This window comes from Edaphobacter aggregans DSM 19364, assembly GCF_000745965.1.
Lineage (GTDB): Bacteria > Acidobacteriota > Terriglobia > Terriglobales > Acidobacteriaceae > Edaphobacter > Edaphobacter aggregans.
The window spans coordinates 106724-131593 of record NZ_JQKI01000014.1; the positions used below are offsets into that span (position 1 = coordinate 106724).

At 60.9% G+C, this 24870-nt stretch carries 27 protein-coding genes; 12 read left to right on the forward strand and 15 right to left on the reverse strand.

Translation table 11 applies throughout. The features are described from left to right. Window positions 1-3 precede the first annotated feature (3 nt). Entirely contained in the window at window positions 4-642 is a 639-nt protein-coding gene (locus Q363_RS06980; protein ID WP_035348933.1) for a DedA family protein, read from the forward strand. Window positions 643-723: 81 nt separating this feature from the next. Here the strand turns inward: Q363_RS06980 and Q363_RS06985 are convergent, their stop codons facing one another. After that, window positions 724-1842 carry a hypothetical protein gene (locus Q363_RS06985; RefSeq protein WP_035348934.1) on the reverse strand — a complete coding sequence of 373 codons (1119 nt, stop codon included), beginning with the start codon at window positions 1840-1842 and terminating at the stop codon, window positions 724-726. Window positions 1843-2120: 278 nt separating this feature from the next. Here Q363_RS06985 and Q363_RS06990 point away from each other — a divergent pair, with 278 nt between their 5' ends. The 3 genes from Q363_RS06990 to Q363_RS07000 all read left to right on the forward strand — a co-directional run bounded on the left by Q363_RS06990 (window position 2121) and on the right by Q363_RS07000 (window position 5398). Next, entirely contained in the window at window positions 2121-3464 is a 1344-nt protein-coding gene (locus Q363_RS06990) for an inositol-3-phosphate synthase (protein WP_051978481.1), read from the forward strand. A gap of 177 nt (window positions 3465-3641) precedes the next feature. Beyond that, the gene (locus tag Q363_RS06995) at window positions 3642-4151 is read left to right on the forward strand and encodes a hypothetical protein (RefSeq protein ID WP_035348935.1); all 510 of its coding nucleotides are present in this window, start codon (window positions 3642-3644) and stop codon (window positions 4149-4151) included. After that, the gene (locus Q363_RS07000; RefSeq protein ID WP_051978483.1) at window positions 4148-5398 is read left to right on the forward strand and encodes a cation:proton antiporter; all 1251 of its coding nucleotides are present in this window, start codon (window positions 4148-4150) and stop codon (window positions 5396-5398) included. Before Q363_RS06995 ends, Q363_RS07000 begins: the two co-directional genes overlap by 4 nt. A gap of 39 nt (window positions 5399-5437) precedes the next feature. Here the strand turns inward: Q363_RS07000 and Q363_RS07005 are convergent, their stop codons facing one another. From Q363_RS07005 to Q363_RS43765, 3 genes are all read right to left on the reverse strand, one after another. Next, window positions 5438-6313, reverse strand: a complete 876-nt coding sequence (locus Q363_RS07005) for a hypothetical protein (RefSeq protein ID WP_035348936.1) — start codon at window positions 6311-6313, stop codon at window positions 5438-5440. Window positions 6314-6727: 414 nt separating this feature from the next. Further along, window positions 6728-7378, reverse strand: a complete 651-nt coding sequence (locus tag Q363_RS43760) for a hypothetical protein (RefSeq protein ID WP_245632072.1) — start codon at window positions 7376-7378, stop codon at window positions 6728-6730. Window positions 7379-7469: 91 nt separating this feature from the next. Next, window positions 7470-7880 (reverse strand): hypothetical protein, encoded by a 411-nt coding sequence (locus Q363_RS43765; RefSeq protein ID WP_245632073.1) that lies wholly within the window; start codon window positions 7878-7880, stop codon window positions 7470-7472. A gap of 266 nt (window positions 7881-8146) precedes the next feature. Between Q363_RS43765 and Q363_RS07015 the strand changes: the two genes are divergently transcribed. Further along, window positions 8147-8899 carry a hypothetical protein gene (locus tag Q363_RS07015; RefSeq protein WP_035348937.1) on the forward strand — a complete coding sequence of 251 codons (753 nt, stop codon included), beginning with the start codon at window positions 8147-8149 and terminating at the stop codon, window positions 8897-8899. 332 nt (window positions 8900-9231) lie between these two features. Here the strand turns inward: Q363_RS07015 and yihA are convergent, their stop codons facing one another. The 4 genes from yihA to Q363_RS42665 all read right to left on the reverse strand — a co-directional run bounded on the left by yihA (window position 9232) and on the right by Q363_RS42665 (window position 12980). After that, window positions 9232-9843: a ribosome biogenesis GTP-binding protein YihA/YsxC gene (gene yihA / locus Q363_RS07020; protein ID WP_035348939.1), complete on the reverse strand. Its 612-nt coding sequence runs from the start codon at window positions 9841-9843 to the stop codon at window positions 9232-9234. Window positions 9844-9919: 76 nt separating this feature from the next. After that, window positions 9920-10705, reverse strand: coding sequence for a hypothetical protein (locus Q363_RS40230; protein WP_051978484.1), 786 nt, complete (start codon window positions 10703-10705; stop codon window positions 9920-9922). Window positions 10706-10827: 122 nt separating this feature from the next. Beyond that, complete coding sequence (locus Q363_RS07030; protein ID WP_245632074.1) at window positions 10828-12651, reverse strand: MFS transporter; 1824 nt, start codon at window positions 12649-12651, stop codon at window positions 10828-10830. A 59-nt stretch (window positions 12652-12710) separates the two neighbouring features. Continuing rightward, window positions 12711-12980 (reverse strand): hypothetical protein, encoded by a 270-nt coding sequence (locus Q363_RS42665; protein WP_035348941.1) that lies wholly within the window; start codon window positions 12978-12980, stop codon window positions 12711-12713. A 23-nt stretch (window positions 12981-13003) separates the two neighbouring features. Here Q363_RS42665 and Q363_RS07040 point away from each other — a divergent pair, with 23 nt between their 5' ends. Beyond that, window positions 13004-15148, forward strand: a complete 2145-nt coding sequence (locus Q363_RS07040; RefSeq protein ID WP_035348942.1) for an NHL repeat-containing protein — start codon at window positions 13004-13006, stop codon at window positions 15146-15148. A 108-nt stretch (window positions 15149-15256) separates the two neighbouring features. Here the strand turns inward: Q363_RS07040 and Q363_RS07045 are convergent, their stop codons facing one another. After that, the gene (locus tag Q363_RS07045) at window positions 15257-15595 is read right to left on the reverse strand and encodes an L-rhamnose mutarotase (RefSeq protein WP_035348944.1); all 339 of its coding nucleotides are present in this window, start codon (window positions 15593-15595) and stop codon (window positions 15257-15259) included. A 194-nt stretch (window positions 15596-15789) separates the two neighbouring features. On the opposite strand from Q363_RS07045, the gene Q363_RS07050 reads away from it, so the two are divergent. Genes Q363_RS07050 through Q363_RS07060 form a run of 3 tightly spaced genes read left to right on the forward strand, consistent with a single transcriptional unit; the run spans window position 15790 to window position 18774 of the window. Next, window positions 15790-16539 (forward strand): SDR family NAD(P)-dependent oxidoreductase, encoded by a 750-nt coding sequence (locus tag Q363_RS07050; RefSeq protein WP_035348946.1) that lies wholly within the window; start codon window positions 15790-15792, stop codon window positions 16537-16539. 52 nt (window positions 16540-16591) lie between these two features. Next, window positions 16592-17899: an enolase C-terminal domain-like protein gene (locus Q363_RS07055; protein ID WP_035348948.1), complete on the forward strand. Its 1308-nt coding sequence runs from the start codon at window positions 16592-16594 to the stop codon at window positions 17897-17899. Beyond that, window positions 17896-18774, forward strand: coding sequence for a fumarylacetoacetate hydrolase family protein (locus Q363_RS07060; RefSeq protein ID WP_035348950.1), 879 nt, complete (start codon window positions 17896-17898; stop codon window positions 18772-18774). The genes Q363_RS07055 and Q363_RS07060 overlap by 4 nt, the downstream gene beginning before the upstream one ends. Window positions 18775-18869: 95 nt before the next feature. Here the strand turns inward: Q363_RS07060 and Q363_RS43770 are convergent, their stop codons facing one another. Then, on the reverse strand, window positions 18870-19088 hold the full coding sequence (locus Q363_RS43770; RefSeq protein ID WP_035348952.1) for a hypothetical protein: 219 nt from the start codon (window positions 19086-19088) through the stop codon (window positions 18870-18872). Window positions 19089-19109: 21 nt separating this feature from the next. After that, entirely contained in the window at window positions 19110-19253 is a 144-nt protein-coding gene (locus tag Q363_RS43775) for a hypothetical protein (RefSeq protein ID WP_245632075.1), read from the reverse strand. On the opposite strand from Q363_RS43775, the gene Q363_RS46115 reads away from it, so the two are divergent. The 3 genes from Q363_RS46115 (at window position 19185) to Q363_RS40245 (ending at window position 21370) form a co-directional block, all read left to right on the forward strand. Further along, window positions 19185-19331, forward strand: coding sequence for a hypothetical protein (locus Q363_RS46115; protein ID WP_245632078.1), 147 nt, complete (start codon window positions 19185-19187; stop codon window positions 19329-19331). The two genes, Q363_RS43775 and Q363_RS46115, sit on opposite strands and share 69 nt — an antisense overlap. A gap of 82 nt (window positions 19332-19413) precedes the next feature. Continuing rightward, a complete protein-coding gene (locus tag Q363_RS40240) occupies window positions 19414-20667 on the forward strand; it encodes an NHL domain-containing protein (protein ID WP_157466591.1) in 1254 nt (417 codons plus the stop codon). Further along, window positions 20609-21370, forward strand: coding sequence for an Ig-like domain-containing protein (locus Q363_RS40245; protein ID WP_035348953.1), 762 nt, complete (start codon window positions 20609-20611; stop codon window positions 21368-21370). Before Q363_RS40240 ends, Q363_RS40245 begins: the two co-directional genes overlap by 59 nt. Here the strand turns inward: Q363_RS40245 and Q363_RS07080 are convergent. From Q363_RS07080 to Q363_RS07095, 4 genes are all read right to left on the reverse strand, one after another. Continuing rightward, a complete protein-coding gene (locus tag Q363_RS07080; RefSeq protein WP_035348954.1) occupies window positions 21367-22095 on the reverse strand; it encodes a ZIP family metal transporter in 729 nt (242 codons plus the stop codon). The two genes, Q363_RS40245 and Q363_RS07080, sit on opposite strands and share 4 nt — an antisense overlap. Window positions 22096-22187: 92 nt before the next feature. Beyond that, window positions 22188-22706, reverse strand: coding sequence for a DUF4149 domain-containing protein (locus Q363_RS07085; RefSeq protein ID WP_051978485.1), 519 nt, complete (start codon window positions 22704-22706; stop codon window positions 22188-22190). Further along, a complete protein-coding gene (locus Q363_RS07090) occupies window positions 22706-23557 on the reverse strand; it encodes a zinc metalloprotease HtpX (RefSeq protein ID WP_035348955.1) in 852 nt (283 codons plus the stop codon). Before Q363_RS07090 ends, Q363_RS07085 begins: the two co-directional genes overlap by 1 nt. Window positions 23558-23569: 12 nt before the next feature. Then, window positions 23570-24856: a carboxypeptidase-like regulatory domain-containing protein gene (locus Q363_RS07095; protein WP_245632076.1), complete on the reverse strand. Its 1287-nt coding sequence runs from the start codon at window positions 24854-24856 to the stop codon at window positions 23570-23572. Between the last annotated feature and the right edge of the window lie 14 nt (window positions 24857-24870).

A 24870-nucleotide genomic window follows, 5' to 3' on the forward strand; every position in this document is an offset into this window, starting at 1 on the left:
TGCATGTCCGAGACGATCATCGCAGCCCTTGCCAGCTTCATCATCGCCGTTATCTCCGCCGGAGGCTACATCGGCATCGCCCTCCTCATGGGCATCGAGTCAGCCTGCATCCCGCTGCCGTCGGAGATCATCATGCCCTTCGCCGGCTACCTCGTGCACACCGGCCAGCTCAAGCTCCTCTGGGTCGCCACCGCTGGAGCGATCGGCTGCAACCTCGGCTCCATCCCCGCCTACTGGCTCGGAGCCTGGGGTGGCCGCCCCGCCGTCGAGCGCTTCGGCAAATACATCCTTCTCAACCGCCACGACCTCGATCGCGTCGAGCACTTCTTCCAGCGCTTCGGCGGAATCACCGTCCTCATCGGCCGTCTGCTTCCCGTCGTCCGCACCTTCATCGCTCTTCCCGCCGGCATCGCAAAGATGCCGCGGCTCCGCTTCCACGCCTACACCTTTATCGGCTCCTGGCCCTGGTGCTACGTCCTCGCCTACGTCGGCATGAAGCTCGGCGACCACTGGGAGACCGACCCGCGCTTCAAGGAGATCTTCCACCGCTTCCATCTCGCCGTCGAACTCGTCCTCGTCGCCGGAATCATATGGTTCGTCTACACGCACTGGAAGAACCGCATCCGCATCGAAGAAGCATAGTCAGACGCTCATGATTCCGGTCTCTGGCCTGCCTGCCCTCGTAGGCGGGTAGAATCAACTCCACGCCAGGCACTGTCTACCTCAACAGCTGAGTTCGTAGCAGTCCTCAGGTTTCTGCTGAGGTCTCTCGACAGGCCGAAAGCGGTTCCACACGATCAGAGCAACTGCTGGCACAACGAGCGCGATCCAGTCCGCGAATATCCGAATCTCTACCACGATCCCCACGACGACCAGACATGCAAAGTACAGCGGAAGAATCACCGCAAGCGCCCATCTCAGTCCTTTTGAACTGATATACCGCCGCTGCATCCAAATGAACGGCAACGAGAAGCAACACACGCTAAGCATCAGTGGCCACTGCTGTGGCTTTAGCAACTCGCTCAGGTTAAAGCGGAAATGCGTCATGAACAGGCCACCCATGTACGCTCCGTCATGCACATTGTTCGCAAAGTGCCGTGCCAATGTCACCTTGATCGCGATCCAGATTGCGGCTTGCACCGCCACGTGCGGAACAATCCATCGCAGTCTCGTCCTCGTATCTAGGTCCGTACCCCCGAGCCGGACCCACTCCCATACTGCAAAGAATACCGTTATGAAACACGCTGTCTCCCGGTTCACCACGGCGAGCACGAAAATTGGATAATACGCCCACCAACTGCGCCGCAGCACCAAATACATCGCCAGAGCAAAAAACATGACAGATGGCACATCGTAAGGTGTTGTAAACGGGTTGTCCCATGCGTACGCGAGAGTGAATTGTGCCATCAAAGGCACTAGCATTGCTGCCCAGAACGAAAACACCCCGTCCCCAGTGAGCCAGCGAATCGTCGCCGCAGTGGCCAGCACGGCAACCAACAGGCTCACAAACGCAATCCCCACCATAACCAGTCTGTATGGGTCATTCCAAAGCGCGGCAAGATGCGTCCCGGCATATACCACTATCCGCATACGCATCAGCACACGAAAGACGAACATCTGCAGTACCCGATATTGATACGGCGTGCGCTCTAGTCCTTGTGTATACAGCCCAAGATTCAGAAAGTTCGGTAGCGAAGCATAGCTTAGAGCGAAATAACCGCAAGTCAAGGACAAAAATAACCACTTACCCGCTGCCCTCAGTGCGCCGGGCTTTTCTTGAAACCACTTCGGCCCCCCCGACGGCTCATCCTCGTCCCCTACCCTCCACTTGCTTGCGGCCACGGTGCTCCCCTAGTAGTCTTCAACTGCTCCGGTTTCCGTAATATTACTGGACCGTCGACATGGTTGTCGGACAACTGGCTTACGTATCAGACGGAATCATTCAAGCGAAAGCTCCTGTCACTCGACGCCTCTCGACAAATCCGCGTAACCGCTAACCCTCCTTTACCGTTTACGCCTGTAAAATCGCCCACTCTGTTTGCATCCCTCTTCTCCGCTATTTGATACTGACCCTTCCGCCTACGCGGAAAAATCGCAGCATAGAAGGGTATCGCGTAGAAATGTCCAACACCTCAGCCGCACCGAACGAAGCGGCCTCCAGCATCAAGCCAGCCCAGGGAAAACTAGGTGTCATGATCCCCGGCATGGGAGCCGTCGCCACCACGCTCATCGCCGGCGTCGAAGCCATCCGTCGCGGACTCGCCAGGCCCATCGGCTCCACCTCTCAGATGGGAACCATCCGACTCGGCAAGCGCACCGAAGGCCGCTCGCCCCTCATCAAAGACTTCGTCCCCCTCGCCTCGCTCGACGACCTCGTCTTCACCGGCTGGGACATCTTCGGCGGCAACCTCTACGACGCTGCCAAGACCGCGCAGGTCCTCGACCGCGACCAACTCGACCAGATTCGCCCCTTCCTCGAGTCAATTGAGCCCCTCCCTGCCGCCTTCAACCAGCACTACGTCAAGCGTCTCGAAGGCAAGAAGATCAAGACGGGCAAGAACAAGTGCGACCTCGCCAACCAGATCCGCAACGACATCGCCGAGTTCAAGACCAAGACCGATCGCCAGGTCATGATCTGGTGCGGCTCCACCGAGATCTACCTCGAGCAGACCGCCGTCCACCAGTCCCTCGCCGCCTTCGAAAAAGGCCTCGTCGAAGACGACCCCAACATCTCCCCATCCATGCTCTACGCCTGGGCCGCGCTCAAAGAGGGAATTGCTTTCATCAACGGAGCCCCCAACCTCACCGTCGACATCCCCGCGCTCAACGAGCTCTCCCGCAAGATGAATGCGCCCATCGCCGGCAAGGACTTCAAGACCGGCCAGACCTTCATCAAGACCGTCCTCGCGCCCGCCTTCAAGGTCCGCAACATCGGCGTCTCCGGCTGGTACTCCACCAACATCCTCGGCAACCGCGACGGCGAGGTCCTTGACGATCCCGACTCCTTCAAGACCAAGGAAGTCTCCAAGCTCGGCGTCCTCGAGTACATCTTCCAGCCCCACCTGCACCCTGAGCTCTACAAGGACCTCTACCACAAGGTCCGCATCAACTACTACCCGCCGCGCGGCGACAACAAAGAGGGCTGGGACAACATCGACATCTTCGGCTGGCTCGGCTATCCCATGCAGCTCAAGGTCGACTTCCTCTGCCGCGACTCCATCCTCGCCGCTCCGCTCGCGCTCGACCTCGTCCTCTTCATGGACCTCGCCGCGCGCACACCAGGCCTGAAAGGCCTCGGCATTCAAGAGTGGCTCAGCTTCTACTTCAAGGACCCCGACTCCGCCCCCGGCGTTTACCCCGAGCACGATCTCTTCATCCAGAACATGAAGCTCAAAAACACCCTACGCCACATCATGGGCGAAGGCCTCATCACCCACCTCGGCCTGGACTACTACGGCGAGTAGCCCTCAGCGTAAATAACGGCGGCCGCGAACTTAGTCTCGCGGCCACCGTCTTTGCCCTTTGGTGTCACCTCGGCAAAAGGGACGACGATTTGAGGGGTCCCGAGCACGTGGCCCGCGTAGCGCCAGCGGCTCACGTGCGGGGCATCCGTCGCAAAAACTCACAACTATACTTGACGTATGAGTCACCCACGTACGCTGCCGCTCTTTGACTCCGGAGTACACCCCGGCTCCTGGAATGAGCGCATGAGCCCCGGCGATTATGCCGTGCACTATTCCAGCTTCGAGAGCAGCGCACGCGGCTCCGGTCCCACCTGCACCATCTTCGGCTCGCTCGTCGAGGCAGAGCAATACGCTACCGAGCAGGTCACGCTTCGCCCGGGCCTTCGCTGTCGCATCTACGATCACCACGGCTTCGTTGGATCGCCAATCCGCGAGATTCAGGGGCGTGAGTACGTCGGCGAGAGCGACCTCTCTCCGCGTTTCCGCAGATGGACTGGCTCAATCCTCTTCTTTGGCGGTCTCGCGCTCACCTTCGTCGATTGGAGCACGGACTTCAGACTCTCGTGGCCTGCGATGCTCGGAACACGCATGCTCATTCCTGGCCTTATCCTGCTCGTCACGGAAGCAGTGATCATCATCATCTCCAGGCGTGAATCTCCTCATCATCAGGTCAAGAGAGTGATATGACACTGTTGCTTCTGCAGATGACAGTCGTCCTGCTGATCACACTGCTCTGCGGTTGGATCGCTCGCAGGCTGGGCCAGGCCAGAGTCATCGGTGAGATTGCAGGTGGCATTCTTCTCGGTCCCTCGGTCTTTGGCCGGATCGCCCCCCACGCTTCGGCCCTCCTGTTCCCGCCGAGCTCTCTCGGACCGTTCGACGTACTGAGCACCGTCGGCCTCATCCTGTTCCTCTTTCTCATTGGCAGCCAACTCGACGTGGAGCACCTTCGCCGGAACAAGTCCACGGCTACGCTCGCCAGCGGATTGAGCATCCTGCTTCCGTTCCTCATGGCGGCTGCCCTCGCCCCTTCGCTCCGCAGCAGATTCGTTCCGGACGGCGTGGGAGCCCTCCCCTTCGCCCTCTTCCTCGGCGTATCCATAAGCATTACTGCCTTTCCCGTGCTCGCCCGCATCCTCGAAGAGCGCCAGATGCAGTCCACCTCTCTCGGAACAACGGCTCTCATGTGTGCGGCGGTGGACGATGTAAGCGCATGGACTCTCCTCGCGGTCGCCCTCGCGCTGATCCCCCACAGCGCCTCCTCCATGGTCCTGCCCTACAGGCTCCTCTGGCTCGGCATCTACCTCATCTTCATGGTGGGCGTCGTTCGCCCGCTCGGGAAACGGCTCGTCAGGCACAACAGCAGATTTTCACTCTCGTATGAACTTCTCGGGATCATCGTCGCCGTGACCCTGGCGTCCGCAGCAGCGACCGAGGCCATCGGGGTGCACCCGCTCTTCGGGGCCTTTCTCGCAGGAGTATGCTTCCCCCGCGTGCAGCATTGGCAGGGCAAGCTTCGCGCTCATCTCGAAATGATCGTCTCCGTCCTCCTCCTGCCCTTGTTCTTCGCGCTAACAGGAATGCGGACCCGTCTGGACCTGCTCAGCGGCACCAGGATCTGGTTCTGGACCGCCGTCGTTCTCGCCGTTGCCGTTGCCGGAAAGATGGGAGGCGCGGTATTGGCGGCGCGCTGGACGGGAGAGTCCTGGAAGAACGCCCTCGCCCTCGGTGCTCTGCTCAACACACGGGGCCTCGTCGAGCTCATCGTGTTGAACATCGCATACAACGCCGGCGTCTTCTCGCCAACGCTCTTCTCCATGCTCGTCGTGATGGCCTTGATCACGACCATGATGACCACGCCGATCCTCAACCTGCTAGGAGTGCGCCACGCAGGCTCGCAGAATCAGGACCGCGCAATAAGAGAGGCAGCCTAGGACAACCCCCGCTGCCCCCTCATTGCTCAGCCGCTCCTGCTAGTAGGGCGGGTAATAGTACCGGTATGCGACCGGCGGATACCCATAGGCCGGAGGAGGCGGAGGATACGCGTAAGCCGGTGGATACCCGTAAATCACCGGAGGCTGCTGCATCACGACTGGAGCCGGTGCCGCAGCCTGTACGACAACCACCGTCGGACTCGGCTGGGCATATGCCTGCTGAATCGGCGCCGGCTGCGCATACGCCCGTTCGGCCGCCACCGGCTGCATCCGTTCGATCGGGGCTGGCTGCGCCCGTTCAATCGGCTGCGGCGGCGGCTCCGACTCCGCATAGTTATACCGGGAGATCATCTGCGGTTGATGCTGTACCTCGCTCTTTGTCGGAATCCCGATGTCGTCCAGCAGCATGACAGTCAGGCGCGTCTCCGGCTTCAGCACCGGATACGGTCCACGCCGCGGCAGGTTGACCAGGTCAATCGGCCACAGCAACGGAATCATCCACGTGATGGCATCACGAGTCGGGTGTCCTGTCCCATGAATCTTCCCATCCCGGTCCACGGGATACTTGGCCGAGGTTGCCACGACACGAGTCGAAATGGGGATCACCGTATCGTTCCCCACAACCATCCGGTCAAACTTCAACTCGATCCAGCCCTTGCCAACAAAGTGCCCCGGATCTTTGTAGTCTTCAAAGCGGCCAACCATGTAGCTCCCGTACGGAAACACGGATCGGCCGTACATCTCGCTGCGGCTCACCTGGCAGAGCACCGGATCGCCGATGTGTGCTGTCTTCGATGAGAGATTGGGTTCGGACACCATGCACTGCATCACCGAACCGGCTGGAATCAATTGCTCCGCACCTGCAGCAAGCGAAGCAGGCAGAAACAGCAGCAACGTCGCAAGAACACACTTCATGTGAACCCCCTCAAACGTGCGTGGCCTAAGAAACCTGGTTCCTTAAACAAACGTTTCCTTCGTCGGAAATCGAGGAGACTGCTTGAATACTTGTCTGGGTAGTGGGGCCCAGTGGTGTTGCCCGGAAGTATAACTCAGAAATAAAGATCCCTTGGAATTTTTTCTACAAAGTCTTGCACCTCCCCCACGCAGCACTCTTCGCTGAGAACCTCGACTATGTATGCATCCCGGTTTTAATTGGAACGGCCTGCGCTACGATACGATTCTCTTCAAAAAAGTGCAGTAGGAAAGGCAGCCTGGGACAATCAAAAGCCGGGTGCCCCGGTCGCACACACACTGCGACGGTGCGGTTGCGAGTACAGAACTTGCAACCGCCCTTGTCTTCTTGTCAAAGTATCGCCGGACGAAAGCGAATCAGAATAACAGCCCGCGCCTGGCTGCATCCGCATCCTGCGCCAGGTCTTTAAGCACATTGAAGAACGCCGCCGATTGACCTTTGAAGAGACCCATCGCTGTCAGGAAATTGACCACGCCCATCGCAATTCCTCTCGTCTCTGTAGGTCGGATGATCGAGCATGGCGGAAGCCTGCGGCTCAGGAACGGGCACGGCTCAGGCATGATCAGGTTCGTTTGGAACTCCTCGCCACCGAACGGTGGAGAGTTTAAATCTGGAAAGGTCACCGATACTCCGGTAACGGGATCCTTTGCAGTCAAGGAAGGTGCGTTGCCCGCCTTGTCCGACCAGGTTTGAAAATGCATCGTCTCCGTGGGGCCAATGCTGATCAGAATTCGCAGGACCTCCACACTTGTGGCTCTCTGCGCCATCGCGGGATAAAGGCTGTTCCCACCTTGTTCAATCGTGGGGAAGTGGAAGGCTGCAGTATTGGCGATCGCCTGAAGAAAGTTTGGGTCGGTGGTATCGGCATCCGTCCTGGGAATTGCCGTATGCTCCCCCGTGGCTAAAGTCGGGATCGCCTGCGGAAAGGTAAAGTTCGGATCGAGGTCCGGGTTATGACTGTCGTCGCGGTAGCGAGTCCACCAACTGGTGTCCAGCGTGAGTTGCATCAGGTTTGTAAGCCGTAGCTTTCCGCTGGAGCCTTTCGCAGTGCTGCCCTGCAGAGTGCGAAATTGCTCAAGGTCTACTGTCGCTGCTCCCTTAGTTAGAGGCCAGATACGCGTTGAGGAAGTTCTGGTGGGTAAATTCGTCGTCGGTATTGTCGTGGATGTACTGGTCCATGTCTTCATCAAGCGTGGCAAGAGCTTCCTTGAAGGCTGGATTCCCGCTTCCATCTGGGACTTCCTTGTCCTGAATTCCCGCCAGCTCGTTGTACTGCACCCAGAAGTCCGTCTCTAGTATCTCTGCTGCTGCGGCGAACCGAAGCAAGGCTGCGTCTCCCCGAGTGAGATGACCACTGCGATCGTCGTCAAATCGACCTTGCGCCGAAGCCAACGAGCTATTGGCCAGGAGTCCCATCCCAGCGGTTGCGGCCCCCGCTGCAGTTAGCCCGTTCCTCAGGAACGAACGCCGGTTAGTTGCGGTTTTCATGTTGATCCACATGTGTTCCATACAACACCTCCTTCGCACAGAGCTTGAACTTGCCAAACGGGGCCGGTGTCAGTGAAACGTAAAAATATAATCCAAATTCAGCTTCTCGCTAAGATGCCTCGGTGCCTCTTCGCGACGCTTCTGTCGCTGAGGTGAGCAATGCACGAAATCCAATCCGTCTTTCTTTCCCGACCGGAGTCTCTCGGGTGCCCCATTCCTTCGCAGTTTCATCGCGAAGGGTGGGAAACGACACCCTGGACCAGGCCACTTGATACGATCGTCTTCGAATGCCTCCTCAATCCAATCCCAACGAAACCCAACCCCGCATCCTCCGCACCTTCACCACCCTTCATCAGCTCCGCCCAGCCTGGGGAGGCGCACTCATCCTCTCCCTCGGTCTCGACCCCGCAGGTTCCGCCCTCTCCATCGCCGCCAACATCGCCGGAGCCGTCTCCCTCGCCATCGACAAAGACCCCACCCACCTCCGCGAAGCCGCCCTCTCCGGCGCCGTCGACTTCACCGTCAACACCCTCGACGAGGCCATCCGCGCCATGAAGAACGAGGTCCGCAAACACACCCCGCTCGCGGTCGCCCTCTCCGCCGACCCCATCCTCACCCTCGACGAGATTCTCGAGCGCGGCCTCGCCCCGCAACTCTTCACCATCTTCCTACCGCCACACCTCCGCATCACCCAGGCCGCCGCCACTCTCCGCTCCCTCGGTGCCGCCCTCATCGACTTCTCCGAAACCACCGCCCCCCAGCCCGAATTCCAGCCCAGCCAATCCCTCCTCACCCCACTCCTCGAAGCCCGTGGCTGGACCCTACAGACCTTCACCTTCGACACCCCCGCCACACTCCGCCACTTCGACGCCGAAGCCCTGGCCCTCCTGCCACCCACCCCCACGCCCGACGACCCGGACACCCTCCGCCGCCGCTGGCTCGAAGCCGCCCCTCGCATCCTCCAGCGCCAGCGCCCCCCACACCGCACCCTCTGGCTCACTGAACCCGAGATAGCAGTGCTCAAACAGTCGCAGGAATGACAAACTGCCCGCCCACAGCATGAATCGACCCATGTTGTCTTTCCACGTGTCATCCTGAGCGGAGCGCGCAGCGCGGAGTCGAAGGATCTGCGGTTTGACCGTGGCAGGCAAGAAGCTTGCGCTTTTCTAAGCGGGAAAAAGCCTGTCAAGCCCCATTTCGGCCTAAATTACTCAAACCAAAAGAAATACAAGTTGCCGATTAATTACCTTCGGTTCTCTACAGTAGAAAATAGTGGCAAAAACGGCCACAGCAAAAAACCCGAAGCAGCAGGGAAGTACCCACCTAACCATCCTGTTTCGAAGACTTTGCGCAAAATAAGTACGGGGGAGGGTCACTCCGCAGCAGTCATCAGCCGCTGCCATAGAACCTTCACTCCAGCCTCCGTCTTCGACGACACCGGCAGGATCTCCTCCACCCCGTGCTCCCGTTTGAGCGCCGCCAGATTCTTCGCCAGAACATTGTTCGATAGCCGGTCCGCCTTGGTCCCCACCACCACAAAGGGCCGCTGGGTCTGCTTCAGATAAGTAATCAACTGCCCATCGCTCGGCTGCGGAGGGATGTTCGTATCCACCAGGCAGACGCACAGCGCCAGCGTCTCCCGCTCTGCCAGATAGGGCTCGATAAACTTCGGCCACTCCGCCGAGATCGACTTCGAGATCTTTGCGTACCCGTACCCAGGCAGGTCGGCAAAGATCATCGCCGGCACAACTCTAGGCTTCCCCCCGGCCACTTCGTGCAGGGCAAAGAAATTGATAGCTCGCGTCCGCCCCGGCGTCGAAGACACCCGGGCCTCCTTCGACCCCAGCAAGGCATTAATCAGCGAAGACTTGCCGACGTTTGACCGCCCCAGAAACGCGATCTCCGGCGCTCCATGAGTCTTCGACTCAAAAGGAAAGTGCGAGGCGTCAGTAGCAGAGAGCAGAAAGACCGGTTGCAGCCGCATGACTCCAGTCTATCCGCCCGGAAAGACAAAGGAGGCGCCGCCGCAAGCGAACGCCTCCAATCGATCCAAGAAGCAGCTACTGCTTGGTCTCCTTGGTGACCGTCACGGGAGCAGCCAGCTTGAAGGCCACGACCGACTCCGCCGGAATCACGATGTCCTTATTCCCGGTAAGCGCCGCGCCTGCCGTACCCGCGCCCGCGCCGGCTAGTGCGCCGATCGCCGCGCCCTTACCGCCGCCCGCCAGGCCGCCGATCAGGGCACCCGCACCCGCTCCGCCGCCGATCAGGCCAGCCGTGCGCTTGCCCTTACCCTTCTCCTGCTTCAGGTAATCGCTGGTCGTCACAGGGTGCCCGGAGATCTCCGTCACCTGGATTGCAAGGTTGCCCTCGCCCTTGAACTTGCCGCGGCCTTTGGCGGCCGTGACGGTTCCCACGACATGAGCGCCGCGCGGAAAGACGGTTGCGCCGCTCGAGGTCGACACCGGAGCAGCCAGTTCGCCCGAGAATCCGTCACCGACACTATTGTTCTTGGCGCTGAGCTGCTGGGTGATCGTCACCGAAACCGTCGCACCGACAGGTGCCGTCAGCTTGACTACCTTAGGTGCTGGCGGTGCGGCCGGCGCAGTTGCGACAGGCGCCGGAGCCGGGGCCGCGGCAGGAGCCGTCGCCGGAGTGGAAGCTGGTGCGGGAGCAGCAGCAGGTTGATCAGCCGGAGCAGTTGCCGGCGGAGGAGCAGCCGGGGCCGATTGAGATGCAGTTGCATCGCTGGCGGGGGCCGCAGGCGTCGAGCTCTTGCAACCGCCGAGGACAAGAGCCGTCGTTAGTGTGAGGATTGCTGCGAGATTTAATTGCTTTACACGCATTGTGGGTCGTCTCCGGATGTGCAGGCTGAAAGTTTGGCTAGAAATATACTCCCCATAGACTGGCTTTGGCTGGGCAGAGTTGTCTCGCTCGTCTCCCCGTCCCGAGTTTACGCGTAATGCAACTACCGGACAGGCTCAGCCTTCTTTCCGCCTGTCTCAAAGTACTGTTCGATCTCCTCCAGAGTCTTTCCCTTGGTTTCAGGAAGGAAGAAGGTCACCACCGTCAGGTAGATCACGGTAAAGCCTGCAAAGAGGAAGAAGATCGATGAGTAACCATATTTACTGACGAAGGGAAGAAAGATTCCCGCCAGCGTTGTCGAAACCATCTGGTTGATGACCAGTGCAATGCTCATGCCGTTTGATCGAATGCGCGTCGGCATCAGCTCCGACAGCGCTAGCCAAACGCATACCCCCGGTCCGATGGCAAACGACGACATAAACAGGTACAGCCCGATGGCGACCAGCCAGCCGTGGCTGGCATTCGGAACGCGCCCCACGACGGCTCGTTCGATCCTCAGCGGCGCCGTACGGGCGGCGTCGAGATTGCCGAACGGGTTCTTGAAAAAGGCTTCGACCTTATTCGCCGGCACAGCGCTCTCCCGTGTAATCCGGATGGGAGCGGCGGACGGGTCGTCCGAACGGACGAAGCTTGTCGCCGCAGTGAAGTCGCCGTACGAATAGATCACGGCGAGCGAGGCACGGTCGCTCTCGATCTCGGTTCCCTGGTAGCCCGCGGCGCTCAACAGCTGCTTGGCCTCGGCGGGATGAAAGGGGAGAGTGAGAGTCTGGTCCGGCTCGACCATCGCCTGCACGGCACCCTGGCAGTCCCGGTTCATCTTCTCGGTCGACAGAAACAGCAGGCCCACGAAGACAAGCGAGATGACGATCCCCGAAGTTCCTAGGATGAACAGAAACTTCCGTCCCTTGCGATCCACGAGAGACATTCCGCCGATCGTCATCAGAAAGTTGACGAAGGTGAACACAACGTAGCCCCAGTGCGCATGTAGATCGGACAGCCCGCTCTGCAGCAGGATGCTGGTGTTGTATCCAATAATGGAGTTGATTCCAGTCGCCGTGTTGCAGAAGAGAATCACACAGGCCAGAAGGAAGGGAATCACGTACTTCCGCCGCAGCAGAGAGTCCTTGACCGCCCTCCCTGGCCCCGCATTGGCCGCAACCGCGATCTGATCCATCTCCTTAAGCTCAATCTCTGCCTGTTGCGGAGAACGGGACCGCAGCAACGAGGCGAGTGCCCGGTCCTGCTTACCGCGCAGAAACAACCATCTAGGCGACTCGGCCACAAACAGGCTGCCCAGCACGAAGAGGACACCCGGGGGCAGCGACACCCAGAATATACGGCGCCACGCCTGGTCCTTGAATGTAAACACCGCGGCCGCGTCGGCACTCCTCGCGACGGCCTCCACGCGATAACTGTAATAGATTCCGATGACTGCGGCCGAGACGATGCCCAGGGTCAGCAGCCACTGGAAGACACCTGTGCCCTTGCCGCGATGCGACGCCGAAAGGCACTCCGCGAGATATAGCGGCACGACCACTCCAATCAGTCCGCCGCTGATGCCCTGCAGCAGCCGCCCGAAGAAGAGCGGCCCATAACCATGAGCGAGCGCAATCATCGGTATGCTGAGCACGAAGGTGAGGCCGCTGAGAACCATCAGCGGCTTGCGTCCCATCCAGTCGGCGAGCAGACCGGCAAACAGCGTTGAGATGACGCTGCCCAGCAATACGGCCGCAACGATAATCGAGAGCTGCCCCGCGTTGAGACGCGACGTCGCTTCCAGGTAGGGAAGCGCGCCGCCGATGATGCCGACATCGACCCCATACAACAGGCCGCCCAGTCCTGCCACCAGAAGAAGAAACCGGTTGTAACTGCGATTCGCCCCGTCAATCGCGGAGGCGCCGATTGGGCTGGCTGTGGTCTTCATCATAGATATTGAATCCGAGATCACGATATCAGCCCACAGCAGCACGTGGCACGTGATTCCTTTTAGTGCCGCCGATGACCCAAAAGTGCCATGAGGATTTCAAGGCGCGGCGGGTATGCTCCTCCTGAGCTTATGAACGCTTCCTGCTGGATATGGCTGCATCGCTTGAAGGAGTCGTCTGCCGCAACCCCGGCCTGCGTTTCCACCGAGGCCGAGATAACTCTTCTCAGCGGTCCAGCAGAGGCCACCTCCTTTACTGTTTCTCCTACATGAACCTTTTGGTGGGCATGGATCTCCAGCAACCAGTCTTTTTGAGCGCACTCCAGCGCCATTTACCTTTCGGAGGGATTATCTGATGAACGGCAACCACATTGCTCGACGGCCAGGCTCAGGGCGGAACCTGCTTGCCTTGCTGGCATCAAGCGCGGTCTTCATGGCCGGCTGCTCGAACCTGGCGACGACAGCTCCGACGGTGGCGCCTCAAAGCACTGGGGGTTCCATCAGCGGTTCGGTGCATGGTGGCAGCCAGCCTGTTGCCTTCTCCACCGTCACGCTCTATTACGCCGGTCAGAACGGTGTAGGTTCCGGCGATTTCGCTGCCGGCCCGAGCCTGGGTGCGCCGATCGTCGCTGCCGTCACTACCTCCGCCGACGACGGTAACGGTTCCTTCTCCTTTCAGAAGAACCCCGTGAACGACCAGCCCTCCTCCGGCAATCAGTTCTCCTGCCCCACCGCAACCGACCCTCTGGTCTACGTCGTCGCTCGCGGCGGCAACACGCTCAACACGCACGATCCTGCCGTCAACAACTCCGCCGCAGCCTTCATCGCGATGTATGGACTCTGCAGTCAGGTCTCCGCCGGCAACATTGTCGTCATGAACGAAGCCACAACCGTGGCGACCATGGTCGCGTTGCAGCAGTACTTCAATCCCGTCACCGAGAGCGTCGGCGCCGACGGCATCGGTGTGCACAAGTACTCGCTGATGAAAGCGCTTGATACGATCTCCAATCTGGCGGATATGTCTCATGGCAACGCGATCACCTCGAAGGTGATTACCGGCAGCGTAAGCGGCGTCAGCGTGACGGCGACACCCGAGACGGAGAAGATCAACGCACTAGCCAACATCATCGCCTCGTGCGTCAACAACACCGCCGCAACCGCTTCGCCGTGCAATAGGCTGTTTGCGAATGCAACTCCGCCCGACGTCAATCTGACCGGCCGGCCGTATCGCTCCTCGCCCTTCTCGGCTCCGACCGATGTCCTGCAGGCGCTCTATTACATGCTCTCCAACCCGACCAATGGAAGCACCACGAACCTGCAGAACCTCTACAACCTGATCCCCACCGTGGGCGCAGCCTTCCAGCCGACGCTTACCTCCGCTCCTACCGACTGGACAGTAGCGATTAACTACAAGAGCAGCGACACCTGCGGATCGAGCAGCGGCAACTTCATCGACCAGGCCCAGGACATCAACCTCGATGGTCTTGGCAACGTGTGGATCGGCAACGGTCAGGACGCCACCGGAAATCTCTCCGCCATCAGCCTCAGCGGAGCGCCGGTCTCCTGCGTCTTCCTCGGCGGAGGAAACTCACACGGCGTCATCGTCGACGCGCTTGGCAACATCTGGTACGCCTCTCACTCCACCAACAGCGTCTACCGCTACAAGCCGACGGACCAGAGCGTGCTGAGCTTCACCGTTGCAGGTGCGGCTCCGGTGGCTATCTTCGCCGACGGCGGTGTGGCCGGGAATAAGAACAGCAGCATCTTCTTCACCAGCGATGCAGACACCTCGGTCTACATGATCCCCCAGGGAGCGACGGCGACGGCAATGACACCTACCGCCCCCGTCCAGATTTCCTCGATCGTAGGCCCCAGCCCCTCTCACCTCATGGTCGACCCGACCGGAGCGGTCTGGGTCACCTCGGGAACCAACTTTATCTCACATATCGCTCCTGGAACAGCAGGCGATCCGAACTATCTCAACGGCTACACGACCACGCAGTTCTCGGTGCCGACCGATAGCTATGGTCTCGCTGTGAACTCGCTGGGCACCGGCGTCTATGTCACTTCAAACGGCGCCAACAGCGGCATCACCTATCTCACCGGCAGTGGCAACAGCTTCTCGGTCGCTGCGGGTTGGCCAACTTCGGCAGGACTCGCGGGACTGAATAACCCCACTGCGATCGCATTGGACGGCCGTGCGAACGTCTGGGCGACCAATAATACTGTAAACTCTGGCAGCGGCCTGGATAGCGTCAGCGCAGTCAGCTATCTCGGCAACGCCATTATGCCGAGCGGCACTACTGCCGGGGGAAGGCAGTTCGCGTCGAACTTCCTCTCCGGCGGCCGCGCAGCCGTCATCGATCTCTCCGGCAACGTCTGGGTTGCTGGAGACGGCGCATCGGGCAACTCCATCACCGAGATCGTCGGCGCTGCCGTACCCATCTATCAACCCTACGCGCTCGGTCTCTCCAACGGCCGCTTCCAACGCCTGCCCTAACGCATCACTGCAAACCAAAATGAAGAGCCCCGGAGATATCCGGGGCTCTTCGTTTTTGAATCGGCAGCCAGACTTAGAATGCCCTCCACCTGTACGTCGCTCCGCCAGCTACTGCTCGGCGAGATTGAAGACGCGCTCCATCACCACCCAGCGCTGGCCTGGTTGCGACTCCGGCAGTGGTTGCTGGAACTGTCCCATGATCGCCTCCCACTCCTGTACCTTCGCATTGGCCGCATCCGCGGCCGCCTTCGCTGCGAGCGAGAAGGAATCGTTGACGTCCATGATCATGAACAATCGCGTCCCCGCGAGGTAGATCTCCATGTCGATGATCCCGGCATCGAGCAGGCTCTGCCGGACCTCAGGCCAAATCTTTACGTGATACCGCTTGTACTCGGCAATCGCAGTTGCATCATCCTTCAGATCGAGCGTAAGACAATGTCGTGGCATGCTTCCTCCGCTAGTTCTCTCGGCATCCTATATAGAACCGCGCAGACGAGATGACGTGAACAAATCGTCCCTGCGACCCAATCCTCTGCCGTTTGAGTGCCTTCCAGTGTACCGGCAGTCTCCTAATCTCAGGTTGCTTCAGATCCGGAAGAAAAAAAGAGGTATCCTTCTTTATAGAAACCGGATTTCAACCTATGAGTGACGCTTTTCACCTGGAAAACAAAGTTGCCTTGATCACTGGAGGAGCCAGCGGAATCGGCGCCGCGACCTCCCGTGAGCTTGCGCGCGCCGGAGCGCACGTGATCATCGCTGATCTGAATCTCGTCGCCGGCGAAACGCTCGCAGCCGAGCTGCCCCACGCGCGCGCTGTCAGGATGGACGTTACCGACTCTGCCTCGATCGCGCTCGCGCTCGATGGCGTCCAGCGGCTCGACATTCTCGTCAACAACGCGGGCATCGGTCTGGTCGGCGACATCGCCCATACCGCTGAAGAGGACTTCGAGCGCCTGATGCGGGTCAACGTGAACAGCGTCTTCCTGGTGACGAAGGCGGCTCTCCCGCTTCTGCTTGCCACGCGCGGATCCATCGTCAACATCGGCTCGGTCGCAGGATCGGTCGGCGTCAAGCAGCGCTTCGCCTACTGCGCCAGCAAAGGAGCCGTTCAGGCCATGACGCGCCAGCTCGCCGTCGACTATCCCAAAGAGTTGCGCGTCAACTGCATCGCCCCCGGAACCGTGCAGACGCCATTCGTCGAGGGCTATCTTGAGAAGTATCACGCTCATGAAAAGGAGAAGATCCGGGCCGAGTTAGTAGCTCGACAGCCCATCGGCCGCCTCGGCACTCCCGAGGACATCGCCTCCCTGATCCGGTTTCTCTGCTCGCAGGAGGCAGAGTTCATCAACGGCGCTGTTCTTCCTATCGACGGCGGATGGACGGCCGCCTGAACCACTCTTAAAACGCACCGCTCACTACTGACGAAGGGAATCCTTACCAGCCTTGAACGAAATTCTCATCACTGGTGTTCGTGTCATCGATCTGCGCTTCCCCACATCGCGCGAACATATCGGTTCGGACGCCGTCAACAGAGATCCCGATTACTCGGCCGCCTACTGCATTCTTGAGACGAACTCCGGCCTCGAGGGTCACGGTCTCACCTTCACCCTCGGCCGTGGCACCGATCTCGTCGTGCAGGCCGCGCGACACCTCTCGCGCTACGTCGCCAATCGCACACTCAGCTCGCTTACGGACGATCTCGGCGCCTTCTCGCGCCAGCTTACCGACGAATCCCAGTTCCGTTGGCTTGGCCCGGAGAAGGGTGTCATCCACCTCGCGGCCGGCGCTCTCATCAACGCCGTCTGGGACCTTTACGCCCGCGCGGAGAACAAGCCTCTCTGGCAGCTGCTTGCGGATCTGGATCCCTGCGAAATCCTCAAGGCGGTTGACTTCCGCTACATCGACGACGCCCTAACCCCGGAGGAGGCCCGCGCGATCCTCGAGAAGGCGCGCAGTACCGGCCAGGCGGAGCGCTTCGCACAGCTTCGCGAGAAAGGCTATCCCGCCTACACTACCTCGGTCGGCTGGTTCGGCTACTCCGACGATAAGATTCGCGGCCTCTGCCACGAAGCCCTTGCCGAAGGCTGGACGCACTTCAAGCTCAAGGTGGGCGGCGAACCTGCTGAAGACCTCCGCCGCGGCCACATTGTGCGTAGTGAGATCGGCTGGACGAACAAGCTCATGGTGGACGCCAACCAGAAGTGGGGCGTCCTCGAGGCCATCGACCGCACCCGTCAGCTCGCCGAGCTAAAGCCCTGGTGGATGGAGGAGCCCACCAACCCCGACGACATCCTCGGCCACGCCCGCATCCGCCGTGAGGTCCCCCAGGTCCGCATCGCCACCGGCGAGCACTGTCACAACCGCGTCATGTTCAAGCAGTTCCTTCAGGCCGACGCCATCGACGTCGTACAGCTCGATAGCTGCCGCGTAGCCGGTGTCAACGAGAACCTCGCCATTCTTCTGCTGGCAGCGAAGTTCGGCAAGCCCGTCTGCCCCCACGCAGGCGGGGTTGGACTCTGCGAGTACGTCCAGCATCTCTCGATCTTCGACTTTCTCTGCGTATCGGCGACGATGGAGAGTCGCGTGATCGAGTTCGTCGATCATCTGCACGATCACTTCGTCACCCCCGTCCACATCCGCAACGGCCACTACCTTGTGCCGACCGAGCCGGGATACAGCATCGAGATTCGTAGAGAGTCTCTTAACCGCTTCGCCTATCCAGAGGGCGAGGCCTGGAGCACGAAGGCATGAAGTTCGTTACATTTTCCGGAAAGAAATCCTCAACGCTGAACCCTTCGGCCGTTCTTAGCCGCGACATCCCCACTCCGGGCGTGCTCATCGGCGATGAGGTTATTGGCCTCACCGGCCTCGCCCACTCCAGCGTTCTCGCGATCATCGAAGGCGGGCAGCTCGCGCTCAAGGAAGTCGCCGACAAACTAGACAAGGCGCCTCACATCGCTCTCGCTGACGTCACCCTCCACGCGCCGATTCGTCCCCCGCGCATCTTCGCCGTCGGCCTCAACTACGCCAGCCATGCCGCGGAGTCGAAGATGGCAGTCCAGAAAGTCCCGACCGTCTTCATGAAGCTCTCAAGCTCCGTCGTCGGGCCTGACACCGCAGTCATCCTTCCCAAGGTCAGCACACAGCCCGACTATGAGGCTGAGTTCGCCGTCGTCATCGGCAAGCCTGGCTACCAGATTCCCGCCTCTGACTGGCAGGAGTACGTCTTCGGCTACACCATCGTGAACGACGTCAGCGCGCGTGACATCCAACTTGCCACCTCGCAATGGACTCTCGGCAAATCTTTCCCCACCTTCTCCCCCCTCGGCCCCGCGATCGTCACGGCTGACGAAGTTCCCGATCCGCACGCGCTCGACATCTCCCTTACCATCAACGGCGAGACGATGCAGTCATCGAACACCCGCGACCTTATCTTCAAGATTCCCGCGCTCATCGAATACATCTCGAGCCTCACATCGATTGAAGCTGGCGACGTCATCAGCACCGGAACCCCTGAGGGTGTGGGTCTCGGCCGCACCCCGCAGCGTTGGCTCAAGCCGAACGAAGAGATGGTCATCACCATTGAAAAGCTCGGCAGGCTGCGCAACCCCACAGTAGCCGAGTAGTCCTTCAGCGCCGCCCCGGTCGCCGCGCCGCGCCATCGGACAATGGCGTAGCGCGGCAACGTTCTGCAACTCTCGTACAGTACGCAAGCGGCTTCTCATCGTGTAATCTCAGCGGTGACTCCCCATGGGTTCGCAGCACTCTTCAACCCCGTCGCGGTGTCTCCGCCCGCCCGCTGCTCGTCCTCCTGACGGCGCTGCTGCTTGCCGCAACGATCCGTGGGCAGACACTTGCGACCACAGTTCCCCTCGTACTTCCATCCGCCATTGCCTTCGATAATCAGGGCAATCTCTACTTCGCTGAGACCGCCAACCACATCATCCGCAAAGTCGACGCTTCAAGCTACATCACCACGGTTGCAGGTACTGGCACGCAGGGATTCTCCGGCGACGGCGGAGCCGCCGCGTCCGCGCTGCTCGATTCCCCTCAGGGACTCGCCGTCAACGCCGCGAACCTCTACATCGCCGACACCCACAACCATCGCATCCGCAGAATTCAGCTCGCCACCAGCATCATAACGACCATCGCAGGAACTTCCTTCGCCGGGTCTTCAGTGTGACAACGGTCCCGCGGCCGCCGCGACTCTCGATGCTCCAACGGCCCTCGCCCTCGACAGCAAGGGCAACCTCTACTTCGCCGACGTGAGAGCTCACCGTATTCGCCGTATCGACGCTGTCACAGCCATCATCACAACCGTGGCGGGAACCGGCACGCAGGGCTTCGGAGGCGACGGCGCAGCCGCTACCGCCGCGCTGATAGACTCCCCTCAAGGACTCGCCGTTGATGCAAACGGCAACCTCTACCTCGCCGACACCCACAACCACCGCATCCGCCGCATCGACTCCACGACGGGAGCCATCACCACGGTAGCGGGCACCGGCGCGCTCGGATTCGCCGGAGACTCGAACGCAGCGGCCACCTCAAGCCGCGCTCTCCCGCACGGCATCTCGGTCGATCCGGAGGGAAACCTCTACATCGCCGATACCGCGAATCACCGCATCCGCCGAATCGACGCGGCTACCGGAGACATGACGACAATCGCGGGCGAAGGAACCCAGAGTTTTTCCGGCGACGGCGGCGCTGCCACATCGGCCAGCCTCGACACTCCACGCGGCGTGGCCGTCTCTCCCACAGGCTCCACTACCATCGCCGATACCGGCAACCAGCGCCTCCGCCAGATCGCCTCCGCCGGATCGCTCCAGACCATCGGAGGCCTCGGTACAACCATCTCTGGGGCGCTCACTATCGGCGGTCCCGCCGTCGTCTCTTACGGCTCCGGCCACATCACCGCAACGCTCACGACGGCGTCAAGCGCCACCGGAGTCATTACCTTCCTTGATAGCTACGCTGGCTCGTCGACCACGGCGGCCACGATCCCGCTCGCAGGCACCAGTGCGGCCCTCGACACATCTCAACTCAGCGCAGGCGGGCATGCCATCACGGCACCCTACGCAGGCGACTCCACGCACGGTGCAGCGCAGAGCGCCGTCTTCGCTTTCACCGTAAGCCCGCTCCCGCTCACTGCCGTCATCACTCCATCCTCCATCAGCTATGGCGAGACGATCTCCTCGATCGCCGGCTCCCTCAGCGGTATCCTTCCGCGCGACCAATCCTCGGTCTCGGCGACCTTCTCGACAACAGCGGCTGCGCTGTCGCCCGCGGGCTCGTACCCGGTTACCGTCACGCTCGCAGGCGCGGCAGCAGGGAAACTACACCATCGCCGCATCCCCGGCTTTCACCATCACACCCGCCACAACCGTCACGACACTCTCGGTCACGACGGCGCCTCTGGTTCCTGCCACAACGGTCAACGCAGGCGATCCCGTCACTTTCACCGTGCATGTCGCCAGCCAGACTACCAACACGCCAACCGGTTCGGTAACGATCCTGGATAGCTCCACCACGCTCGCTACCGGCAAGGTAGATTCGGCAGGCGACGTGGTCTTCACGGCCAGTACTCTCACCGCAGGTTCGCACAGCTTCACTGCGTTCTACTCCGGAGACGCGAACTTCAAAACCAGCACCTCGTCCGCGGCGGCGCTCCCGGTCAACGGTTCACAGACGCCCGCTGACTTTACCCTCACCCCAACCGGTGCCACAACGCAGAGCATTGCCTCCGGGGCCTCTTCCAGCTTCACATTCGGAACCTCGATGCAGAACGGCCTGTCGAGTCCCATCTCACTCTCTGCGTCCGGACTCCCCAACCTGGCGACTGCGTCCTTCAACCCTGCCTACATCCCGCCCGGCTCCGCATCAGCTACGTTCACTCTAACGATCACAACCCCTAAGACGGCCCGACTCGATCAGCAGATCAACCACCCAGCCACCTACGCGATTCTCGCGTTCTTGTTCTTCCCACTGGGATCGTTTGTACTCCGTCGTTCGCGAACCAGCAGCCCCAGCTCACTGCTCGCTGTCCTGATTCTTCTGGCGCCTCTGTTCTGCGTAGGTTGCGGCGATCGCATCTACACCGGCAGCCGCACTACGGATGCCTCGAAGACCTATACCATTACCGTCACCGGAACCGCGACCAGCCCCACCGGCACACCCCTTCAGCACACCGCGACCGTCACGCTGGTCGTGCTGCCCCCAAGCTAAAACGGGCTGAGCAGCTTCAGCAGAAAGAACACCACAACGCCCGCGAAGAAGACCAGCGCCATGCGAATGCCCGGTTCACGATTCACCTCGGGAACGAGATCTGTCGCGGCCACGTAGATCGTCACTCCCGCCGACAACGGCAGTCCGGCTCGCACCCACGACGGCTGCAGATTGATCAACAGCACGCCGGCCAGCGTCGTCGCGCCCAGGAACATCGCCGAGTTCAGCGCCGCGCTCCTGCTGCGTCCGCCCGCCAACATCACACTCGCCACAGTGAAACCCTCCGGCAGCTTGTGCAAGAACACCGCGACGAAGATGATCCAGCCCAGCCAGTGAGAGATCGCGAAGCCCGACCCGATCGCAATGCCATCGAAGAAGGTGTGCGCTGCCAATCCCAGCAGCACGGAGTAGCTTGTTCTCGCCGAGAGGAACTCGTGATGATGCGTCTCTTCGCCGAAGTGAAAGTGCGGCACCAGCGTATGCTCCAGCAGGTGCACACCGCAGTAGCCTACAAGCACCAGTAGCGGAGCCCATCGCGGACTCAACGCCAAGCCTTCCGGCACCATCTCCAGAACGGCGGCCGCCAGCATAAAGCCTGCACCCAGCGCGACGAAGTAGCGCAGCGCGCGCGCCGAGGGCGACCGTCGCACCAGCAGCACTCCGCCCGCATAGTCTGCCAGAGCCGCTACCGCGCCCAGCGTGAGACTCAACCATAGTGAGGTCATCGGCTACCTGTTCCGGGCGCGCCGAAGCGTGCCGCCGCCCTTCACAAGGAAGCGGCTGGGCCGAAGAGCCCAGGTCGCGATAGGTCCGATCCTCATATCCTCTTGATTTTACCTGTCTCCGGCCACTGCGACTCACGCGCCAGCATCAGCACCACACCGATACCGCAGAGAAGCACCAGGCCCTCCAGACGTTCGGAAAGAACGTGCAGACGTTCGAAGTCCGCCCGCGCCGGGTTCGCGACATCGACCGCCGCGATCGCCCCGCCGGCCTGCGCACGGTCCCGCTCCATCGCTGGGAGTACCCGAAGTTGCGAGTACGCCGTCGCCGCCAGCATCACGCCGGTCAATGCCATCTCAATCGCAAAGGCCACGCGAGCGGGAACCTCAGCGCGGAGCCACAGAATCCCCGTAGCGATGCAAAATAAAACGCCGCCGACCAGCCCGATCCCATGCAGGATGCTGAGCGTTCCGCCCACTACCAGCCCCGCCTCATGCGCGCTCGGCAGCCGATGAAACGCCACCGGAGCCAGCACAAATGCAAAGAAGGCGAGGCCGCCCACCCATGCCACCATCGCCAGCAAACGCACAGCCCGAAGAACTTTTTCCAGCACTAGACCAGATCCCTCCCGATCAACCGTCGTATCCGTTCCTTGATCGGAGGATGCGTCGAAAACAGGTTTGCAATGCCTCCGCTGCTCAGCAGGGGGGCCACGATGAACAGGTGCGCCGTCGTCGGCGAGGCCTGCATCGGGATGCGCCGCGAGTAGTCATCCAGCTTCTGCAGCGCGCGGGCAAGCGCATAAGGATTGCCCGTCTCCCGCGCTCCCGTGACGTCCGCCTCATACTCGCGCGAACGGGAGATCGCCAGTTGAATCAGCGACGCTGCGATCGGCGCCAGGATGATCATTAACAGTCCGCCGAGCCCGCCTCCGCGATCCCGCTCATCGCGCCCACCGTATCCTCCGAAAAGAGACGCCCAGTAGCCCATGCGCGCTACCATCGTGATCGCGCCGGCTAGTGTGGCTGCAATCGAGCTGGTAAGAATGTCGCGGTTTCGCACATGTCCTAACTCATGCGCCAGCACGCCCTCCAGCTCTTCGTCGTCGAGCAGCCGCAGAATCCCATGCGTCACGGCAACGGACGCGTGCTTCGGATTCCGTCCTGTCGCAAACGCATTCGGGCTCTCGCTTGGAATGACATAGATCTTCGGCATCGGCAGACCTTGTTTCGCCGCCAGCCGCTCCACCACCTCGTAGGCGCGCGGCAGTTCCTCGCGCGTTACGGGCTGCGCGCGGTACATCGAGAGAGCCAGCTTATCCGAGAAGAAGTACGTTCCGAAATTAAAGACGACGGACAGCACAAACGCGAGCACCATGCCGTTGCGGCCGCCAAACCAGTCTCCGATGAAGATCAGGAATACGGTAAGCACCACCAGCAGAAGCGTCGATTTGAACGTATTCATCGCTCAACCCCTTTAGAGACCTGCCTGGGTTGCCTTTGCGGGGGCTTCGCTGCCGCCTCTTCGCGAGAGTGCCCGCTTCAAAACTACCTCGAGCGCGGCCTTCTGTTCAGCATACTCCTCCTCGTCCAGACGGCCCTCCAGCCGGTCTGTCTCGACGGCGAACAGCTCTTCCTTCAGGGAGGCCAGCAATGCGGCTGGGCCCGTAACCTGTACCGCCTGAGCCGCGGGCAGCACAGTGGTTGCCTGGCCGCTGCTGTTTTTCAGCATCACGCCGGCGCCCGCGGCCATAGCCAGCCCAAGTCCGCCGATAATCCACCACTTATACTTCGCCCACGGATCGTTCGTCCCCTCCGGATCGATAGGGGTTCCCAATCCTCCGCCTGGCCGCGTATCCGTTGCCGCAGACGCATTGCCTCCGGCCTGCGGTCCGCCTGCTGAAGCACTCTCGCCCGCGCTGGCCGCAGCATTGTCCCGCGGAAGTTGTCCTGCTCCGGACACCGTGAACTCCAGCGGCTGCGAGGGCGAAACATTGCGCGCCACGAACGTCTGCGCCGTCGTCTCCTCTGTTGCGGGAGCATACGGAGCCGAGGGTCCAGCCTGGAAGCTCATGCTCTTCGGCATCATCACCGCAACCGTATCGGTCACCATCGTCGGCTTCGGAGCGAACTTCAGGTTGCCTGAATAGGGAAGACGGTAAGTGATCTGAAACCGCGTCTCGCCCGGGCGAATCGGAAAGATGAAAGCAAAGTGATTCGGATCTCCCAGCGGAACTGGCGACGCCTGCACGGGCATTCCTCCCGGTCCCAGCGCAGCCGAGCCTTCGACCACGGCACCCGCCGGCAGATAGAACTCAAACGGTCGCTCGCCAAACTGCGTCTTCGGCGGATTCGACTCGTTCTTCACAAAGAAGTTCTCCACCACACGCAGCGACTTCCCGCTCTCGTCGGTCTGAATGCGCATCACGTCGGCCTCGCTGCTCACACCGGCCACCTTCGGCGCCGAGTCGAACACCTCCACGTCAACGGACTGCGTTCCCGGAGGCGCCGGCCGGAAGTAGTTCGCCTTGTCATGGGTAACGCGAACAAGATGGACTCCAGCATCGGGCACGTCCAGGGTGAACCGCCCCTTCGCGTCCGTCTTCGTGCGCGTCGCCTCTTGCATGCCCTGCGCCAGACGGATCAGCACAACATCATCGCCCGCCGCAGGCTTGTTATTGGTCTTGTTGATGACGGTGCCGGTAATGGACTCCGCGGCTGCGAAACCGGAGAGAGCAGCAGCCATAGCGGCAAGGGCTGCCAAACGTCGTACGCCCG

Bases quoted from the DNA above. Each gene is read 5' to 3' on its own strand.
- Q363_RS07090 (WP_035348955.1), bottom strand. From the start codon at position 23,557: ATGAATACGTTCAAATCGACGCTTCTGCTGGTGGTGCTTACCGTATTC.
- Q363_RS07080 (WP_035348954.1), bottom strand. From the start codon at position 22,095: ATGACCTCACTATGGTTGAGTCTCACGCTGGGCGCGGTAGCGGCTCTG.
- Q363_RS42665 (WP_035348941.1), bottom strand. From the start codon at position 12,980: ATGGCGCTGGAGTGCGCTCAAAAAGACTGGTTGCTGGAGATCCATGCC.
- Q363_RS07030 (WP_245632074.1), bottom strand. From the start codon at position 12,651: ATGATGAAGACCACAGCCAGCCCAATCGGCGCCTCCGCGATTGACGGG.
- Q363_RS07000 (WP_051978483.1), top strand. From the start codon at position 4,148: ATGACACTGTTGCTTCTGCAGATGACAGTCGTCCTGCTGATCACACTG.
- Q363_RS07045 (WP_035348944.1), bottom strand. From the start codon at position 15,595: ATGCCACGACATTGTCTTACGCTCGATCTGAAGGATGATGCAACTGCG.
- Q363_RS40230 (WP_051978484.1), bottom strand. From the start codon at position 10,705: ATGCGTGTAAAGCAATTAAATCTCGCAGCAATCCTCACACTAACGACG.
- Q363_RS07060 (WP_035348950.1), top strand. From the start codon at position 17,896: ATGAAGTTCGTTACATTTTCCGGAAAGAAATCCTCAACGCTGAACCCT.
- Q363_RS06980 (WP_035348933.1), top strand. From the start codon at position 4: ATGTCCGAGACGATCATCGCAGCCCTTGCCAGCTTCATCATCGCCGTT.
- Q363_RS43760 (WP_245632072.1), bottom strand. From the start codon at position 7,378: ATGCAACTCACGCTGGACACCAGTTGGTGGACTCGCTACCGCGACGAC.
- Q363_RS43775 (WP_245632075.1), bottom strand. From the start codon at position 19,253: ATGGTTGTGGGTGTCGGCGATGTAGAGGTTCGCGGCGTTGACGGCGAG.
- Q363_RS06990 (WP_051978481.1), top strand. From the start codon at position 2,121: ATGTCCAACACCTCAGCCGCACCGAACGAAGCGGCCTCCAGCATCAAG.
- Q363_RS07015 (WP_035348937.1), top strand. From the start codon at position 8,147: ATGCCTCCTCAATCCAATCCCAACGAAACCCAACCCCGCATCCTCCGC.
- Q363_RS06995 (WP_035348935.1), top strand. From the start codon at position 3,642: ATGAGTCACCCACGTACGCTGCCGCTCTTTGACTCCGGAGTACACCCC.
- Q363_RS07040 (WP_035348942.1), top strand. From the start codon at position 13,004: ATGAACGGCAACCACATTGCTCGACGGCCAGGCTCAGGGCGGAACCTG.
- Q363_RS43765 (WP_245632073.1), bottom strand. From the start codon at position 7,880: ATGGAACACATGTGGATCAACATGAAAACCGCAACTAACCGGCGTTCG.
- Q363_RS07005 (WP_035348936.1), bottom strand. From the start codon at position 6,313: ATGAAGTGTGTTCTTGCGACGTTGCTGCTGTTTCTGCCTGCTTCGCTT.
- yihA (WP_035348939.1), bottom strand. From the start codon at position 9,843: ATGCGGCTGCAACCGGTCTTTCTGCTCTCTGCTACTGACGCCTCGCAC.
- Q363_RS07050 (WP_035348946.1), top strand. From the start codon at position 15,790: ATGAGTGACGCTTTTCACCTGGAAAACAAAGTTGCCTTGATCACTGGA.